This window comes from Roseomonas mucosa ATCC BAA-692, from assembly GCF_000622225.1.
In the GTDB taxonomy this organism is placed as follows: Bacteria; Pseudomonadota; Alphaproteobacteria; order Acetobacterales; family Acetobacteraceae; genus Roseomonas; species Roseomonas mucosa.
In genome coordinates, this window is record NZ_JHWD01000019.1 from 18,878 (window position 1) to 34,342 (window position 15,465).

At 70.9% G+C, this 15,465-nt stretch carries 13 protein-coding genes; 8 read left to right on the top strand and 5 right to left on the bottom strand.

The window, feature by feature from the left end; all coding sequences use genetic code 11:
- Nucleotides 1–193: 193 nt before the first annotated feature.
- Both BT98_RS0115975 and BT98_RS0115980 read right to left on the bottom strand, forming a co-directional pair.
- A complete protein-coding gene (locus tag BT98_RS0115975; protein WP_026033395.1) occupies nucleotides 194–1,450 on the bottom strand; it encodes an extracellular catalytic domain type 1 short-chain-length polyhydroxyalkanoate depolymerase in 1,257 nt (418 codons plus the stop codon).
- Between the two features lie 93 nt (nucleotides 1,451–1,543).
- Nucleotides 1,544–1,966 (bottom strand): hypothetical protein, encoded by a 423-nt coding sequence (locus BT98_RS0115980; protein WP_019462201.1) that lies wholly within the window; start codon nucleotides 1,964–1,966, stop codon nucleotides 1,544–1,546.
- Nucleotides 1,967–2,074: 108 nt separating this feature from the next.
- On the opposite strand from BT98_RS0115980, the gene BT98_RS0115985 reads away from it, so the two are divergent.
- From BT98_RS0115985 to BT98_RS0115995, 3 genes are all read left to right on the top strand, one after another.
- A complete protein-coding gene (locus BT98_RS0115985; RefSeq protein WP_239371176.1) occupies nucleotides 2,075–3,919 on the top strand; it encodes a S9 family peptidase in 1,845 nt (614 codons plus the stop codon).
- A gap of 114 nt (nucleotides 3,920–4,033) precedes the next feature.
- Complete coding sequence (locus tag BT98_RS0115990) at nucleotides 4,034–5,608, top strand: ABC transporter substrate-binding protein (protein WP_019462199.1); 1,575 nt, start codon at nucleotides 4,034–4,036, stop codon at nucleotides 5,606–5,608.
- 1 nt (nucleotide 5,609) lies between these two features.
- The gene (locus BT98_RS0115995; protein WP_019462198.1) at nucleotides 5,610–7,178 is read left to right on the top strand and encodes a GMC family oxidoreductase; all 1,569 of its coding nucleotides are present in this window, start codon (nucleotides 5,610–5,612) and stop codon (nucleotides 7,176–7,178) included.
- 43 nt (nucleotides 7,179–7,221) lie between these two features.
- Here the strand turns inward: BT98_RS0115995 and BT98_RS24685 are convergent, their stop codons facing one another.
- Nucleotides 7,222–7,899 (bottom strand): Crp/Fnr family transcriptional regulator, encoded by a 678-nt coding sequence (locus tag BT98_RS24685; RefSeq protein ID WP_019462197.1) that lies wholly within the window; start codon nucleotides 7,897–7,899, stop codon nucleotides 7,222–7,224.
- Nucleotides 7,900–8,171: 272 nt separating this feature from the next.
- Between BT98_RS24685 and BT98_RS0116005 the strand changes: the two genes are divergently transcribed.
- On the top strand, nucleotides 8,172–8,519 hold the full coding sequence (locus BT98_RS0116005; RefSeq protein WP_019462196.1) for a hypothetical protein: 348 nt from the start codon (nucleotides 8,172–8,174) through the stop codon (nucleotides 8,517–8,519).
- A gap of 118 nt (nucleotides 8,520–8,637) precedes the next feature.
- Here the strand turns inward: BT98_RS0116005 and BT98_RS0116010 are convergent, their stop codons facing one another.
- Nucleotides 8,638–9,936, bottom strand: a complete 1,299-nt coding sequence (locus BT98_RS0116010) for an MFS transporter (RefSeq protein WP_026033394.1) — start codon at nucleotides 9,934–9,936, stop codon at nucleotides 8,638–8,640.
- 253 nt (nucleotides 9,937–10,189) lie between these two features.
- Entirely contained in the window at nucleotides 10,190–10,639 is a 450-nt protein-coding gene (locus BT98_RS0116015; RefSeq protein ID WP_019462194.1) for a DUF805 domain-containing protein, read from the bottom strand.
- Between the two features lie 232 nt (nucleotides 10,640–10,871).
- Here BT98_RS0116015 and BT98_RS0116020 point away from each other — a divergent pair, with 232 nt between their 5' ends.
- From BT98_RS0116020 to BT98_RS0116035, 4 genes are read left to right on the top strand one after another with little or no spacing between them, the layout of a single operon-like run.
- On the top strand, nucleotides 10,872–13,148 hold the full coding sequence (locus tag BT98_RS0116020; protein WP_237719392.1) for a TonB-dependent siderophore receptor: 2,277 nt from the start codon (nucleotides 10,872–10,874) through the stop codon (nucleotides 13,146–13,148).
- A gap of 11 nt (nucleotides 13,149–13,159) precedes the next feature.
- Nucleotides 13,160–13,495: a DUF3649 domain-containing protein gene (locus BT98_RS0116025; RefSeq protein WP_019462192.1), complete on the top strand. Its 336-nt coding sequence runs from the start codon at nucleotides 13,160–13,162 to the stop codon at nucleotides 13,493–13,495.
- Nucleotides 13,492–15,072, top strand: a complete 1,581-nt coding sequence (locus tag BT98_RS0116030) for a PepSY-associated TM helix domain-containing protein (RefSeq protein WP_027297280.1) — start codon at nucleotides 13,492–13,494, stop codon at nucleotides 15,070–15,072. Before BT98_RS0116025 ends, BT98_RS0116030 begins: the two co-directional genes overlap by 4 nt.
- Nucleotides 15,069–15,425, top strand: a complete 357-nt coding sequence (locus BT98_RS0116035; protein WP_019462190.1) for a DUF3325 domain-containing protein — start codon at nucleotides 15,069–15,071, stop codon at nucleotides 15,423–15,425. Before BT98_RS0116030 ends, BT98_RS0116035 begins: the two co-directional genes overlap by 4 nt.
- The last annotated feature ends 40 nt before the right edge of the window (nucleotides 15,426–15,465 follow it).

The window sequence follows — 15,465 nt, forward strand, 5'->3', positions numbered from 1 at the left end:
GCCTTGGCGCCGGGCCCGTTTCCAACCCCGGGCGCAGGAAACACACCGTCTCCGCGCTGGCGGCCCCGGCGTGCTCCAGCATCAGCGCGCACCGGCGAACCGGGTCCAGGAGCCGCAGGGTCCTGGCGGGCAGAGGGGCTCGGGGGACTGAGGCACTGCCTCAGCCGAAGCCTTGCCCCCCGATCCACCCGTGTCAGCCCTTCGGATGCTCCAGAAAGAAGCGCAGCATCTCGCGCGAGGCGTCGGGGCCTTTCGGATCGGTGTAGGAGCCGTCGGGCGAGCCGCCGGACCAGGCATGGCCGCCGCCATGGACCAGCCATTGCTCCAGCGGGTGCCGGCCGCTGCCATCGGCATAGAGCGTGCGGCGCCAGGCATGGCCGTTGGGCACCCGGCCTTCCTCCACCCGCATGCGCCAGTCCACCGGCAGGCTGCGCTGCAGCTGCTCGATGATCTGGTCGCCGTTGCGCGGGTTCACCGTGCTGTCGCCATCGGCGTGGAAGACGATGGTGGGCACGAGGCGCGCGCCCGCCCCGGCCGGGGGCGCCGGCAGGCCGGCCGCGCCCTGGCGCATGGCGGAAAGGGCCGAGGGCAGGTCGCGCGCGGCACCGCAGCCCAGGCCGGAATGCACCCCGGCCGCGGCGAAGAGATCCGGGTAGCGGGTGGCCAGGATCGCCGCCGCCGCACCGCCGGCCGAAAGCCCCGCGACATAGACGCGGCTCGGGTCGGCGCCGTCCTCGCGCAGGATCTCGCGCGCCATGCCGGCGATCAGGCCGGGTTCGCCAGCGTCGCGCTGCTGGTCGCCGGGGCGGAACCAGTTCCAGCAGCGCTGCATGTTGGCGCTGCCGGACTGGGCCGGATAGGCGACCAGGAAGCCCTTCTCCTCGGCGAGCTGGTTCATGCGCGTGCCGGCGGCGAAGTCCTCCGCCGACTGGGTGCATCCATGCAGCATCACCAGCAGGGGCATGGGCCCCGTGCCACGCCTGGCGGGGATGTAGAGGCGGTAGGCGAGGCGACCACCCTCGCCCTCGAAGCTGCGGGCGAGGAACTGCGCGCCCTCCGGGGCCGGGGGCTGCGGGGCCTCGGGGGCGGACCAGCCGCCCTGGAGCATGCCGGGCAGGCGGCCGGGGAGCTCCGTCAGGCCGCGCAGCGCCCCGGGCAGGCCGGAAAGGATCTGCTTCGCCATGGCCCCGGCCTCGGCCAGGCCGGCGGCTCCGCCGGGCTTGCCGGCTGCTCCATCCGAGGATGACCCAAGGGTGGACGGCCGGGAGGGAGCCGGGCCGGGGCGTGGTCCGGGGGATGCCCCGCCGGAACCTGGCTGGCCCGGGTCCGGCTGGCCAGGGGTTGCCTCGCCCGTCAGGTGCCGGCGCAGCAGCGCCGTCGCCTCGCTGAGCCGTCCGTCACGCGTGAGGCGCGCGGCCTCGGCAATTTCGCGCGGTAGGATGCTGGTCATCTCGGCTGTCTTCTCCTGGCCAGGGCAGGACGCGGCCGGGGCCGCCGCCTGTCCGGGAAGGGGGTGGTTGGGAAAGCTTCGTGGAGCGGGCGTTCAGCCCATCCGGTCGGCCAGGGCCGCCTTCACGGCCGCGCTCGCCTGGAAGGCACCGAGCACGGTGACAGAGTCGATGGTGGCGCGGGCCAGGTCCGGGGACACATCCGCGGCGATGCTGGCCAGTCCGACGACGTGGAGGCGTAGGGTCTGCCCCGAGTCGCGGAGGCGTTCCAGCTCGGCCCGGCCGAGGTGGCGCGTGCCGAGGTCGAATTGCTGCCGCGCCACCGATTGCCGTGTCGCCTCGGCATGGCGCTCCAGCTGGTTGCGGATGGCGGTGCGGATGAAGTCCGTCCGGTTGGAATAGAAGCCATCCCGGACCAGCAGGTCGATGTGGCCAAGATCGACGGGGCCTAGATTGATCGTGATCTTCTCGGTTTCGCCACCGCTACGCGGCCTCAGGCTGTGAAGCTCGGCTGACATCCAAGTACCATCCTATCACCATCCGACGGGATGGTATCTGGCGATGCGACATGGATCTTCAAGGGGCACGATGTTGCAGCGCAGCAAGAAGCATCAGGTTGCCGAGGCATGACGGCGTTGCAGCCGGGGGGCGCTTCCCAGGGCGGCGCCCCGGTGCTGCAAATGGCGGCCATGACCGACCTGACCCGGCGGATCGACCGCCTCCTCGCCGCCCCTGCCGCCACCGCCCCGTCCTTCGCGGCGGATGGGCGGCTGTACTTCCTCAACGACGCCGGTGGATCGGCACAGGTCTGGGAGATTCCGGCCGGCGGCGGCGAGGCGCGGCCGCGCAGCGCGCATCGCGATCCGGTGGCTTTCGTGGCGGGCAGCCCGGCGGATGGGGGCGTGGTCTTCGGGCGCGACACGGCAGGGGATGAACGGGTGCAGCTCTATGCCCTGCCGCCGGAGGGGGAGGCGCGGGCGCTGACGGCGAATCCGAAGGCCATCCATGACTGGGGCGCCTTCTCGCCGGATGGGACACGGATCGCCTGCACCACCAACAGCCGCGACCCGGCGCATACGGACCCGGTGGTGATCGACCTCGCCAGTGGCGAGGCGTGGCGGGTCCATGAGGTCGAGGGGCCGCACGAGCTGCGCGGCTGGACGCCGGACGGGCAGGCGCTGGTGCTGGCCGTGGCGCCGCGGACCTTCGAGGACAGTTTGCTGCGCGTGCCGCTCGACGGCGGCACGGTGGAGGCGCTGGCGCCGCACGAGGGCGACTGGCGGCATCTCTTCCCGCGCTGGAAGCGGGATGGCAGCGGCTTCTGGCTGGTGACCGACCGGGGGCGGGACTTCCTGGGCGCGGCCTTCATGGCGCCGGGCGGGGAACCGCGCTTCCTGTACGCGCCCGAGGCGGATCTGGAGGCGATGGAGGTCTCGCCCGACCAGTCCACCCTGGCGGTGGTGGTGAACGAGGGCGGCTGGTCGCGGCTGCGCCTGGTGGATGCTGCCACCGGGGCCGTGCTGGAGGAGCCGGCGCATCCGCGCGGGGTGATCACGAAGATCAGCTGGCGCAAGGACGGGCGGGCCGTGGGTTTCGACCTCGCCCGGCCGACCGCGCCGGGGACGATCTGGCTGGCGGAGCGTGGCAGCGCGGCGCGGATGATCTTCGCCGCCAGCCCGGCGCCGGAGGGGATGCGGGACTGGGAGACGGTGTCCTTCCCGACCTTCGACGGGCGCGAGGTGCCGGCCTATCTCGCGCTGCCGGCCGGAACGCCGCCCGCGGGCGGATGGCCGGTGCTGCTCTGGGTCCATGGCGGGCCGGCGGGGCAGGCGCGGCCGAACTGGCGGCCGGACCTGCAGACGGTGCTCTCGCTCGGCATCGCCGTGGTGGTGCCGAACGTGCGCGGCAGCACCGGCTATGGCCGCGCCTATGCGGCGCTGGATGACCGCGAGCTGCGGCTGGACAGCGTGCGCGACCTGGCGGCGGCGCATGGCTGGATCGGCGGGCAGCCGGGGCTGGACGGGTCGCGCATCGCCATCATGGGCCAGAGCTACGGCGGCTGGATGGTGCTGGCGGCGGTGACGGAATACCCGGAACTCTGGGCGGCGGGGGTGGACTATTACGGCATCGCGAACTGGAAGACCTTCTTCGAGCGCACCGGGCCCTGGCGCGTCGGGCACCGCGCGGCGGAATACGGCGACCCGGTAAAGGACGCGGCACTGCTGGAACGGCTCTCGCCGCTGCACCGCGCCGACCGCATCGCCTGCCCGATGCTGGTGGCGCAGGGCCTGACCGATCCGCGCGTGCCGCCCTATGAGAGCGAGCAGATCGTGGCGGCGCTGAAGGCACGGGACGTGCCGGTGGAATACGTGGTCTTCCCCGACGAAGGCCACGGCTTCCTCAAGCGCGACAACAAGCGGCGGATCTATGGCGCCGTGGCGCACTTCCTGCGCGAGCATCTGCGGGCCTGAGCGGCACGGTTTCCGGAGGAAAGGCGCGCCCTTTCCTCCGGCCTCGCCCTACCCTGGCATTGCGCTTGCTGGCAGCCTGCCCCGTTCGGACGGGTCCGAAGGGAGAGCAGAGCGATGAGTTGGTGGCGAAGAAGCCTTCTGGCGGCGGCGGCGGTTCTCGTCTCGGCCCTGGCGGTGCCCGCGGGGCCGGTGCGGGCGAAGACGATCAACGCCGTGCTGGAGGCGGAGATCGTCACGCTCGATCCGCATTTCATCGGTGCCTACATCACGCGCACCTTCGGCTACATGGTGTTCGACACGCTCTTCGCGCCGGACGGCAAGGGCAACATCCAGCCGCAGATGGTGCAGTCCTGGACCATCTCCGACGACAGGCTGACCTGGGACTTCACGCTGCGCGACGGGCTGAGGTTCCATGACGGCGCGCCGGTCACGGGCGAGGACGTGGTCGCCTCGCTGAAGCGCTGGGGCACGCGCAGCGCGCTGGGCGGGCGGCTGCTGAAGGTGGCGGCCTCGCTGGAGGCGACGGGCGCGAAGAGCTTCCGGCTGGTGCTGAAGGAGCCCTACGGCCTCGTGCTCGACACGCTGGGCACGACATCGAGCCCGACGCCCTTCATCATGCCGGCCCGCATCGCGGCGAACACGCCGGGCAGCACGCAGGTGACGGAGATCGTGGGCTCCGGCCCCTTCGTCTACAGCAAGGCGGACCACCGGCCGGGCGACCGGATGCTGCTGCGGAAGAATCCGGACTACATCCCGCGTCCCGAGCCGGCGGACTTCCTGGCCGGCGGGCATGTGGTGAAGGTCGATGCGCTGGACATCCGCGTGGTGCCGGATGGCGCCACGGCGGCAGCGGCGTTGCAGCAGGGCGAGATCGACTACATGCAGTACGCGCCCTTCGACCTGCTGCCGGTGATGGAGAAGGACCGGCAGCTCAAGGTGCTGGACTTCAGCGGGCCGCACATGTTCACCGGGCACTACCGCATCAACACCGCCGCCAGGCCCTTCGACGACCCGGCGATCCGCCGCGTGCTGCTGCGGCTGGTGGACCAGAAGGAGGTGATCGCGGGGCTGGGCCTCGACAGCCGCTACGGCCAGAGCTGCGACGCCTTCTTCATCTGCGGCTCGACCAACGAGACGCATGCCGGCACGGCGCTGCTGCAGGACCCGTCGATCGAGGCCGCCGCCCGCGCGCTGAAGGAAACGAAGTACGACGGCACGCCGGTCGTGGTGATGATCGCCAGCGACCTGGAGGCGCCGCGCGTGGCCTCGCAGATCCTGGCCGACCGGCTGGCGCGGGCTGGGTTCAAGGTGGACGCGCAGATGACGGACTGGGCGACGCTGCTGGCCCGCCGCACGCAGCGCACGGGCTGGAGCGTCTATGGCGTGCATGCTCTGGGGCTCGACCTGTCCTCGCCGCTGACCAATTCGGTGATCAACTTCAACTGCACGGATTCCGCCACGGCGGGCTTCATGTGCGACCAGCGTCTGGTGCCGCTCTTCGACGAGTTCGCCCGCGCGCCGACGCGCGAGGCGCAGCGCGAGGTGGCGGGGAAGATCCAGACCATCGTCTACGAGCAGGGGCTCGGCATCCCCTTCGGGCAGTTCGCGCAGCCGGCGGCCTATCGTGCCAATCTGAGCGGCGTGATCCCCTCCGCCATCCCGCTCTTCTGGAACATCGGGAAGAACTGACATGTACGACGTGATCGTGGTGGGCGCCGGCTCGGCCGGTGCCCCGGTGGCCGCCCGGCTGTCCGAGGATTCGCACCGCAGGGTGCTGCTGCTGGAGGCGGGGCGCGACTGGCGCTCCGCCGAAGCGCCGCACGAGCTGCGCAGCGCCAACATCATCCCCTTCATGCACGACCCCGCCTATCAGGCGAAGTGGCAGTGGCCGGGGCTGATGACCCGCCGCACCAGGGCGCAGGAACCCAGGTTCTACTGGCGCGGCAAGGCGCTCGGCGGCTCCTCCACGGTGAATGCGCAGATCGCCATCCGCGGCGTGCCGCAGGCCTTCGACGGCTGGGCCGAGGCGGGCTGCGAGGGCTGGGCGGCGGAGGACGTGCTGCCGCTCTTCGACCGGATCGAGGACGATGCCGACACCGGCACGACGCCGGGTGTGCGGCGCGGCGGGCCGCTGCCGGTCTATCGCGCGCCCTTCGACCAATGGGGCGTGGTGGACCTGGCGCTGCGCGACGCCGGGCTGGCCGAGGGCTATCCCTGGAAGGCCGACCTGAACGCGCCGACGGGCGAGGGCATCTCCTGCAATCCGATCAACAGCCGCGATGGCCGGCGCGTCACCACCAATGACGGCTATCTGGAGCCGGCGCGCGGGCGGGCGAACCTGGAGATCCGCGGCGAGGCCCTGGTGGACAAGGTGCTCTTCGAGGGAAGCCGCGCCGTGGGCGTGCGGGTGCGCTTCGGCGGCGGGGCCTGGGAGGAGATCCGGGCAAAGGAGATCGTGCTCTGCGCCGGCGCGATCCACAGCCCCGCCATCCTGATGCGCTCCGGCATCGGGCCGGCGTCGAGGCTGCGGGCGCTGGGCATCCCCGTGCTGTTCGACCAGCCGGCCACCGGGCAGAACCTGATGGACCACCCGATCCTGCGCGCCACGCTGAAGCTGAAGCCGGAGCACCGCGCCACCGGCCTGGATGCGCGCCACACGAACTGCTGCCTGACCTACAGCAGCAACCTGGGCGGCGGCGGCGAGCGCGACATGATCATGATCGCCTACAACCACCGTGGCGCGATCACGCCGGAGCCGGGGCCGGAAGGCGCCATCGGCGCGGCCCTCTACGACGCCTATTCGCGCGGCTCGCTGGAACTGGTCTCGGCCGATCCGGAAGCCAATCCGTTGGTGGAGGAGAACATGCTGGACCACCCGGACGACCGGCTGCGCCTGCGCGACGCGGTGCGGCGCCTGGCGCGCATCACCCGGCAGCCCGCCGTGGCAAATCTCTGCGACGGCATCACCTTCGGCGAGAGCCCGTTGACGATGGAACAGGCCGCCGCCCTGCCCGATGGCGAGCTGGACGCGCTGATGCTGCGGGAGGCGGGCGACATCCAGCACGCCGCCGGCACCTGCAGGATGGTGGCCTATGAAGACCCGCGCGGCGTGGTGAACCCGGACCTGACCGTGAAGGGCGTGGGCGGGCTGCGCGTCGCCGATGCCTCGATCATGCCGACCGACTGCCGCGCCAACCTGCACTTCACCTGCGTCATGATCGGCGAGAACCTCGCCCGGCGCATGCGGGCGGAGGGCTGATCCGGGCGGTGTTCGGTGCTGCGGCCCTTCTGCGCGATCCGCGTCAGGCCCCCTCGGCGATCCCGCGCAGCCGGGCCGGGTCGCGCAGGCGCAGCCCGGCCCGCGAGGGCTCGACCAGCCCCTGCTGGCGGAACTCGGTGAGCAGGTGGTTCACCCTCGGCCGGGTGGCGGCGGACAGGGAGGCGATCTGCGCCTGGGGCAGCCTGACGAGACCCGTGGGCTCCACGGCGGCGAGGCGCAGGAGGACCGCGGCCAGCCGCTGACGCAGGCTATGCAGCCCGATCGCCTCCACCTGGTCGCTCGAATGCCGCAGGCGGGCGGCCAGGGTACGCAGCAGGGCCCCGGCGAAGGCCACGTCCGTCGCGATCAGCGGCGCCACGTCGTCATGCCGCATCAGCAGCGCCGAGACTGGCGTGAAGGTCGTCGCATCGGCGCTGCGCGGGCCGCCATCCACCATGGCCAGTTCGCCGATCGGCTCGCCCCGGCCGACCAGCGCCAGGGAAAGCTCGCGGCCATCGGCGGTGGACAGGTGCACCCGCACCAGCCCGTCCAGCACGATCAGCAGGCCCTCCCCCGCATCGCCACGGCGGAAGAGCGTCCGGCCGGACGGATAGTGGACGGGCCGCGCGATCCCGGTCAGCCGCTCCTTCGCGGGGGCCGGAACCAGGGCCAGAAAGGCCACGCCATCGAGAAGACGGCGCGTATCCGGATGGAATGCCATGACGCGTCCATGCCCGCTTCTGACTGGAGAAGGCCCCGGATCGGCCCCCGCCCGGGAATGGGCCCGGCGGAACGGCTGGCCGGTGCGAAGCCGTGCGGCCGGGAAGGCGCGTCCCTGTCCCGGTCGCGGGAGTTCAGGGACGGGGATGCTAGCGCGGCCGGGAGGCGGGCTTCAACGTTTCGATTTTGCACTGTTCCTTGCGGGACAGCGGGGGCCGGCGCGGGGGAGCAAGGATGGGGACCTCGCAACAACATTCATGGGAGCCCACGTCCATGCGCACCACCCTCTTCGCCGCCGGCCTGGCCCTGTCGCTGCCCTTCTGGACCATGGCCACACGGGCCGAGAGCCCGGATTTCTCCAACGATGCCTCAAGCCGGACCTTCGGCTCCGCCCGCTACGAGCGGACATCGCGCACCGATCTCGGCTCCTCGCCGACGGATTTCAGCAATACGGGGTCCAGCAGCGTCGATGCACGGTACGGCGAGGTCGCCGAGCAGATGAACACGACGGCGAACATGCCGGGCGCATCGCCCACCGACTTCAGCGAGGCCGGCTCCAGTGCCGGACGGAGCCCCGGAGCCCCGTTCCGTTCGCCGCTTCGCGACTTCGCGGAACGGTAGCCGCCGCTGCCGGACCGGGCGGTCCGCGAGGGCCGCCCCCATGGCGCCGGAGGGGCCGGGGAACACTCCCCGGCCCGGTTCTCCCGTTCCGCCGCCGCCGGGCGGGCCGGCTCCGGCGCTACTCCGCCGGGGCGGTGGCGGCGCGTTCCAGGGCGCGGTTGTGTCCCAGGACGAGGATCAGCACGATCGACATGACCGGCAGGGCGGCCAGGAAGAGCAAGCCATAGTAGTCCGCGCCGGTGCGGTCCCTGATGATGCCGAAGATCTGGGGGCCGAAATAGCCGCCGAGATTGCCGACCGAGTTGATCCAGGCGATGCCGGCCGCGGCGGCGGTGCCGCTGAGCACGGCGGTCGGCAGCGTCCAGAAGATCGGCAGGGCGGAGAAGATGCCGAAGCTGGCCAGCGCCAGGGCCAGGATCTTCAGCGTCAGGTCCGGCGTGCTGGCGGCCAGGATGAGGCCCACGGTGACGCAGAACGCGGCGAAGATCGTGCTCCACTTCCGGTCGCCGGTGCGGTCGGAGAAATAGCCCCAGAGCACCATGCTGATGGCGCCCACCGCATAGGGGAAGGCGTTGAGGAAGCCGAGCTGGACGTTGGAGATCTCGCCCACCGCCTTGAGGATCTGCGGCTGGAAGAAGCCCAGCGCGTAGAGCGGCGAGACCAGGCCGAGATAGATCAGCCCATAGCCCAGCACGCGCGGGTTCAGCAGGGTCTGCCACCATTCCATGCGGTGGACGGCCTCCCGCGTCTGCTGCTCGGCGCGGAGCTGGCGGTCCAGCCATTCCTTCTCGTCCGGCTCCAGCCACTTCGCCTCGGCGGGACGGTCGGTCAGGTACCAGAGCACGCCGCCGGTCAGCAGCAGGGCGGGGATGGCCTCGATGATGAACATCCACTGCCAGCCATGCAGCCCCCAGATCCCGTCCATGTTCAGCAGGTAGCCCGAGATGGGCGAGCCGATGGCCGAGGAGAAGGGAATGGCGAACATGAACCAGCCGATGATCCGCCCGCGATAGGCGGAGGGGAACCAGAGCGTCAGGTAGAAGATCACGCCGGGGAAGAAGCCGGCCTCGGCGGCGCCGAGCAGGACGCGGACGATGTTGAAGCTGGTCTCGCCGGTCACGAAGGCCTGGGCGCCGGAAAGCAGGCCCCAGGTGAACATGATGCGGGCGATCCAGAGCCGCGCGCCGAAGCGGTTGAGCGCGAGGTTGCTCGGCACCTCGAAGACGAAATAGGCCAGGAAGAAGATGCCCGCCGCCGTGCCGAAGGCGGTGGCGGAGAGGCCCAGTTCGGCCCGCATCGCGGGGCCGGCGAAGCCGACGTTCACGCGGTCCAGATAGGAGATGAAGTAGCAGACGATCAGGAAGGGGATCAGCCGCCAGGCCACCTTCCGCATCGTCCGTTGCTCGACGGATGCCATGTGTTTCCTCCAATGCCCCCCGTTCTGCGATGCCCTCCCGGCGATGCGGGAAAGGCGCTCTCGGGGAGACGCTTGAAAAGGACGCTATCAGCCGTCGCGGGGGACGGAAAGCGGCAAGCGGCGGGCGGGATAGCCTCATCCCGGAACGGCCACTCCACCAGGGCGGCAGGCGGAACACCGGCCTCCATTCCATCAATGCCGCCCGGCCGGGCGCCGCCACGGAAAGCAGGATTGGCGGCGCGCCGAAGACGCCCTATCCGCGCACCGCCCGGGCAGGAACCTCCAAGGGGTCGGGGCCATAGCGGTTCGGGCCCCGGATGCCGTCGCGGCAGCACAGGCTGATGAACAGCCACAGCCAGCCGATGAGAGGCAACAGCAGCAGGAGGTTCCACCAGCCGCTGCGCCCCCGGTCGTGCCACCTCTTCGTCATGCCCGCGAGGCCGGGCAGCCAGGAGAGCCATAGCCACACGCCGGTGATCGGCCCACCGGGGTAGAAGACGTAGCTCTGCTCGAAGCGCCAGGCCTCCGCGGCCTGCACCGCGGGGATAGGCGAGGGCACCGGCTGCCAGGTTGGCGCGCCGAAGATCGCCGCGTCCAGCCCGACGAAGAGCCAGTACAGGACGAAGAGCGGCAGGATATAGGCCATCCAGTAGCGACCGAGCGATACCCGCCCCCGGAAGCTGACCCAGCGCAGCAGCAGCACGATTCTCTCCGATCGGATGCCTCGTCCACCAACTTCTGGGCAGGGTCAACCTCCAGTTGCCCGGCGGCGTGCTCCTGAGCGTCCCGCCTCGTCCCGGCAATCCGGCCGGACAGCCCGGGATGGCCCCCCCTTCCTTGCACGGCAAACCAATTCGCATCCGGCAGTGGACTTAAATGACAAGCCTGTTATGTGATACTGATTATTAGTATCATACACTCTGGGGGAAGTTTCAGTGCCGCGCCGCCTCGTCACGCCCTGCTGCCGACGCAGCAGCGTCTCTCCGCTCGTCCTGCTCGCCGCCGTCGCCATCCCCACGAACCTTGCCAGGGCACAAGACGCCGGAAGCACCACCGTCACGCTGCCGGAAGTCAGTGTGCAGGGCCGGACGGAGACCGGCTCCAGCCCGGTGCGCGGATTCGTGGCCGGGGTCAGCGCCTCCGGCACCAAGACCGACACGCCGATCATCGAGACGCCGCAGTCGATCTCCGTGATCACCGCCGACGAGATCCGGGCGCGCGATGCGCTGAACCTGAACCAGGCGCTGCGCTACACGACGGGGGTGGTGCCGGAGACGCGCGGCTCGGCGGCCGTGCGGCTCGACCAGATGACGATCCGCGGCTACTCCCCGGCGCAGTTCCTGGACGGCATGCGGCTCGCCGGCGGGCGTGACGCCAATCCCAGCCTCGACACCTACCGGCTGGAGCGGATCGACGTCCTGCGCGGCCCGGCCTCGGTCCTGTTCGGCACCACGCCGCCCGGCGGGCTGATCAACGCCGTCAGCAAGCGGCCCACCGAGGAGCGGATCAGGGAGGTGCTGCTGCAGGCGGGCACGCGCGACTATGTCCGCTTCGCGGGCGATGTCAGCGGCAAGCTGGACGAGCGGGGAGAGTGGCTCGGGCGCTTCATCGGCTCCTATGCCGAGGGCGATGGCGAGCTCGACGAGACACGGGTGCGGCGGTACTTTTTCACCCCCTCGCTGACCTGGCGCCCGGATGCCGATACGCGCATCACGCTGCTCGGACACTACCAGCGCGACCCGGAGGCCGGCTCCTATGGCGGCGTGCCGGCCTGGGGCTCGGCGCTGCCCAATCCGAACGGGCGGATCCGCATGCGCTACTACGACGGCGACCCGGATTTCGAGCGCCTGAACCGCGAGCACTACCAGATCGGCTATCTGGCGGAGCGTCGGATCAACGACGTCTTCACCGTGCGGCAGAACTTCCGCTACATGCACACGAAGGGGACGTACCGCAGCCTCTACGGCTCGGCGGTGACACCGGACATGCTGCAGACGGTCCGCTCGGTCTACGGCACGGACGCGGATTTCGACGTCTTCAACATCGACAACCAGGTCCAGGCGAATTTCGACACCGGGCCGGTGCAGCACACGGTCCTCGCCGGCTACGACTACACGCGCATCCTGCAGGACACCTATACCGGCTCCACCGCCTACAACACGGCGGCGGGCGCCAGGATCCGGCGGCAGAGCCTGTTCGACCCGATCTACCGCGGACAGAACACCGTCTGGCCGGGCTTCAGCACCTATTCCAGCCAGCGCACCAACCAGAGCGGCGTTTATCTCCAGGACCAGTTGAAGCTGGGCAAGCTGGTCGTCCTGCTCGGCGGTCGGCGCGACTGGTACGACGCCACCACCGAGAACCGGTCGGTGGCGACGGACCGGCTGACCAGCAACCCGCGCCAGACGAACGACGCCTATACCGGCCGCGCCGGGGCCGTGTACCTCTTCGACAACGGCCTCGCGCCCTATGTCAGCTACACGGAAGGCTTCGAGCCATCGAGCGGCACGGACCGTTTCCTGAAGCCCTTCGAGCCCATCACGTCGCGCCAGTACGAGGCCGGGCTGCGCTACGCACCGCCCGGCAGCGGGCTGCTGTTCAGCGCCGCGGTCTATGACCTGGTGCGGCAGAACGTGCTGACCACGGACCCGGTCAACCCGAACTACAGCGTGCAGGCGGGCGAGACACGCTCGCGCGGCGTCGAGCTGGAGGCCAAGGGCGAGCTGGGGAACGGGCTGAGCTTCACCGCCGCCTATGCCTATCTCGACATGGAATACACCAAGAGCAACACCACGACGCGGCGGGACTACGGGATCTATCCGGCGGTGGCGGGCTCGACCGGCCCCACGGTGAGCCTGGAGGGGAAGGTGCCGTATGCGCAGCCGAAGCACACCGCCTCGGCCTGGCTCGACTACACCGTGCCGGCGGAAAGCGGCTTCCTGTCCGGGCTCGGCCTGGGCGGCGGCGTGCGCTATCTCGGCCCGAGCTGGGGCGACGACGCCAACACCTTCAAGGTGAAGGGCGTGACGCTGTTCGACGCGGCCCTGCGCTACGACCTCGGCCAAGCGATGCAGGAGCTGAAGGGCATGCAGGCGGCGGTGAACATCGATAACCTCGCCGACACGCGCTATGTCTCGAGCTGCTCCGGCTATGCTTGGTGCTGGTACGGCTATGGCCGCACGGTCACCGGCTCCGTCCGGTATCGCTTCTGACCGTGGCGGCGATGCGGCGGGGCGGCACCCTTCCCTCCGTCCCCTGGCTGCGGCCCGTCAGGGAGATGGGGCCGGAGGGACGCCGCAGGCTGGATATCCTCCTGCGCGTCCTGGCGGCCCTGCCCGGCGGCTATGCCCTGTCCGCCCTCTTCGCCACCGCCGTCGCCACGCTGCCCATGGCGCGCATGGACGCGGTGCTGGCGGGGATGATGGGGAGCTTCGCGGTCCATGCCGGCGCGATCGTCTGGGTCTTCGCCGCGGGCTCGGCCCTGCGCGCCTGGATCGGCCTCGCCCTCGCGGCGGCGCCGCTTCTCGGCCTGCTCCTGCTTCAGGGGGGTGCATCGTGAAGGACGGGTTCCGCCAGTGCATGGCCTGGCTGCACACCTGGTCTGGCCTGCTGGTCGGCTGGGTCCTCTTCGCCGTCTTCCTGACCGGCACGGCCGCCTATCTGCGGCCCGAGATCTCCTACTGGATGCGGCCGGAAATCGTGCGCTCCACCACCGGCACCCAGGACGCGGCCGTCGCAGCCATGGCCTATCTGCAGGCCGAGGCCCCGCGCTCGCCCGCCTGGTTCATCACCCTGCCCGACGAGCGGGAAGGCGTGACCCGCGTCGCCTGGAGGGCGCCGGCGGCCTCCGGGCGCGGCTTCCGGAGCGCGCTGCTCGATCCCGCCACCGGCCGGCCGGCCGAGGTGCGGGACACCATGGGCGGCGACTTCTTCTACCGCTTCCATTTCGAGCTGCACTACATGAGCGTGCTGTGGGGGCGCTGGATCATCTGCGTCTGCACGCTGTTCATGCTGGTGGCCATCGTCAGCGGCGTCATCACCCACCGCCGCATCTTCGCCGACTTCTTCACCTTCCGCCCCGGCAAGGGCCAGCGTTCCTGGCTGGACGCGCACAATCTCGGCGCCGTGCTCGCGCTGCCCTACCACCTGATGATCACCTATACGGGGCTGGTCATCTTCATGCTGATGCTCATGCCCTGGGGCATCGACCGCTCCTATCCCGGGGGGCGCAACGCCTTCGGCGCCGACCTCTTCGGCAGCCCGCCCGCCGCCCGCCCGTCCGGGCAGGCGGCGCCTCTGGTTCCGCTGGCGCCGCTGCTGGAACAGGCCACGCAGCGCTGGCAGGGCGGGCAGGTGGGGCGCATCACGGTGACCAATGCCGGCGACGCCAGCGCCACGGTCCAGCTGGTCCGGCGCGATGCCGACCGCATCTCCACCGCCATGCAGAGCCTGCTCTTCGAGGGCGCGACCGGCAGGCTGATCTCCGCCCAGGACCAGGCGAGCGCCGTGATGGAAACGCGGGGCGTGATGTATGGCCTGCATCTCGGCCGTTTCGCCGGCCCCCTGCTGCGCGGCCTGTTCATCCTGTCCGGCCTCGCCGGCACGGCGATGGTGGCCACGGGCTGCCTGCTTTGGGCCGTCAAGCAGCGGCAGCAGGCTGCGAAGACGGGCGGGCCGGGCCTGGGCACGCGGCTGGTCGAGCACCTGAACCTCGCGGCCATCGGCGGCCTGCCCGTGGCCATGGGGGCCTTCCTCTGGGCCAACCGGCTGCTGCCGGCCGGAATGGACGGGCGCGCCGGGTGGGAGATCCATGTCTTCTTCATCGCCTGGGGCGCCTGCCTCCTGCACCCGCTGCTGCGGCGCGGACGGCGGGGCTGGGTGGACCAGTTCACCCTGGCAGCCCTGCTCTTCGCGGCCCTGCCAGCCGGGAACCTGCTGCTGGGGCAACGCCCCCTGCCGGAGACCCTGGCCCAGGGGGACTGGGTGCGCGCCTGGTTCGATCTCGGCCTGCTGGCCTTCGGCCTGGGCCTGGGCGCCATCGCCTGGAAGGTGGCTCGGCACCGCGCCGCGCCGCCAAGGCCGCGGACCGCCCAAGGCACCCCGCCGGCAACCCTCCCCGCGAAGGCCGGATCATGACCGGCCTGAGCTTGGCCCCGCTGAGCTTGGCCCCCCTGAGCTTCACCCTGGCCTATGCCGGCTTCACCGGGCTCTGCCTGGCGATGGAGCGCCACCACGAGCAGGTCTTCGGGGTACGGCGTATCCCCCGGCGGCGGCGCCTCGGCCTTGCCGCCGGCGGATGGCTGCTACTGGCGGGATCGCTCCTGCCGCTGCTGCCCACCCATGGGGCCGGGCCCGGCATCACGCTCTGGCTCGGCCTGCTGACCGCGGCAGCGCTGATGCTGGCCTTGCTGCTGTCCTACGCCCCGCGCCTGGTGATCGCCCCGGCCGTTGCCGCCCTGGCCGGATCGGCCCTGCTGCTCATGGCATGATGGCCCCGGCGGACCGTGCCGGGCGGGGCCGTGCCCGGTA

Excerpts from the sequence above, each read along its gene's own strand:
- BT98_RS0115975 (WP_026033395.1), bottom strand. The coding sequence starts at position 1,450 with ATGACCAGCATCCTACCGCGCGAAATTGCCGAGGCCGCGCGCCTCACG.
- BT98_RS0115980 (WP_019462201.1), bottom strand. The coding sequence starts at position 1,966 with ATGTCAGCCGAGCTTCACAGCCTGAGGCCGCGTAGCGGTGGCGAAACC.
- BT98_RS0115985 (WP_239371176.1), top strand. The coding sequence starts at position 2,075 with ATGACGGCGTTGCAGCCGGGGGGCGCTTCCCAGGGCGGCGCCCCGGTG.
- BT98_RS0115990 (WP_019462199.1), top strand. The coding sequence starts at position 4,034 with ATGAGTTGGTGGCGAAGAAGCCTTCTGGCGGCGGCGGCGGTTCTCGTC.
- BT98_RS0115995 (WP_019462198.1), top strand. The coding sequence starts at position 5,610 with ATGTACGACGTGATCGTGGTGGGCGCCGGCTCGGCCGGTGCCCCGGTG.
- BT98_RS24685 (WP_019462197.1), bottom strand. The coding sequence starts at position 7,899 with ATGGCATTCCATCCGGATACGCGCCGTCTTCTCGATGGCGTGGCCTTT.
- BT98_RS0116005 (WP_019462196.1), top strand. The coding sequence starts at position 8,172 with ATGCGCACCACCCTCTTCGCCGCCGGCCTGGCCCTGTCGCTGCCCTTC.
- BT98_RS0116010 (WP_026033394.1), bottom strand. The coding sequence starts at position 9,936 with ATGGCATCCGTCGAGCAACGGACGATGCGGAAGGTGGCCTGGCGGCTG.
- BT98_RS0116025 (WP_019462192.1), top strand. The coding sequence starts at position 13,160 with ATGCGGCGGGGCGGCACCCTTCCCTCCGTCCCCTGGCTGCGGCCCGTC.
- BT98_RS0116035 (WP_019462190.1), top strand. The coding sequence starts at position 15,069 with ATGACCGGCCTGAGCTTGGCCCCGCTGAGCTTGGCCCCCCTGAGCTTC.